1 protein-coding gene is annotated in these 1,496 nt (G+C 69.6%); it reads right to left on the reverse strand.

The window, feature by feature from the left end:
- Nucleotides 1-1,496 (reverse strand): condensation domain-containing protein (locus FF041_RS38120; protein WP_323392608.1); only part of this gene is annotated, 1,496 nt, incomplete at both ends.

The following is a 1,496-nucleotide window of genomic DNA, read 5'->3' on the forward strand; positions in this document are numbered from 1 at the left end:
TGTCGCGCCAAGAGCTCCGGCAGGGGCTCACCGGTCACCGGCGACTCCGTCCGGTTCCACTCGCGCACGACCAGCCCACGCCCGGCCGGGTCGACCAGGTCGACCTGCCCCACCGGCTGCGACGGATCCGCGACCATCTGGTCCAGGACTCGCACCAGTGAGGCGACCATGCCCTCGGCCCGGGCCCGTTCGAACACATCCGGCCGGAAGACGAAGTCGCCCCGCATCCGCTCTCCGGGCGACACAACGAACGTCAGCGGGTAGTGGCCCATGTCTTCCGGAGTGCCGGCAGGTCGGATGGACAGCGTTCCGGGGGCCGCCGCCTCATCGGTCGGGTGGGGGTAGTTCTCGTAGACCACGAGCGTGTCGAAGACCGAGCCGGGGCCGGTGAGCCGGCGGATCTCGGGCAGGCCCATATGCTGATGTGTCATCAGTGCGACCTGGCGCTTCTGCAATCCCGTGAGCATTTCGGCGACCGGTTGTCCGGCCGCCAGATTCACCCGCACCGGCAGGGTGTTGATGAACAGTCCGATCGCCGATTCCGCACCCGGCAAGTCCGTGGGCCGTCCTGCCACGGTGGTGCCGAACACCACATCCGTACGCCCGGCCAACCGCGCCAGCAGCAACGCCCACGCGCCCTGCACCACCGTGTTCACAGTCAGACCATGGGCACGGGCCAGCTCCGCGAGCCCCCGCGACAGCTCCTCGGAGAACTCGAACCGCACCCGGTCGGGAACCACCGGCACCCTGACCGACTCTTCCGGCACCACGAGCGTCGGCTCGTCGGCTCCGGCCAGCTCCGCCCGCCAGGCGGCCCGCGCCGCCTCCTTGTCCTGACGGTTCAGCCACGCCAGATACTCGCGGTAGGAGAGCACCGAGGGGAGATCCCGCTCCGTACCGCCCGCCGCGTATGCCGTGGACAGGTCACCGATCAGGACCGGCAGGGACCAGCCGTCCATCATGATGTGGTGGCTGGTGATGACGAGACGGTGCCGGTCCTCGCCGAGGCGGATCAGCAACAGCCGCAGCAGCGGCGCAGTGGTCACATCGATCCGTTCCGCCCGCTCGCTCCCGGCCAGCCGCTCGGCCTCGGCGGACGCTTCGGCCTCCGTGAGCCCGGACAGGTCGGCCTCACGCCAGGGGAGGACCACATCCCGTGCCACGACCTGGACGGCCTCGCCCGACGCGATGCGATGGAAACTCGCCCGCAATGCATCATGCCGCGCCACCAGAGCCTCCCAGGACGCCCGCAGCCGAGTGGCGTCCAGGGGACCGTCCAAAGCCAGCACGCGTTGGCTCTGATAGGCATCCGGGCCCGTCTTGTCGAAGGTGGCGTGGAAGAGCATGCCTTCCTGCAAGGGCGACAGCGGCCAGATGTCCGCCAGCCCCGGTACTGCGGACTCCAGCTCGTCGACACTCTCCTGCGTCAGTTCCAGGAGAGGGAAGTCGGAGGGGGTGTGTCCGCCCGCCGTGGGGTCGGTGGTGTGAGCGGCCAG

The organism is Streptomyces jumonjinensis (genome assembly GCF_009600885.1).
GTDB lineage: Bacteria > Actinomycetota > Actinomycetes > Streptomycetales > Streptomycetaceae > Streptomyces > Streptomyces jumonjinensis.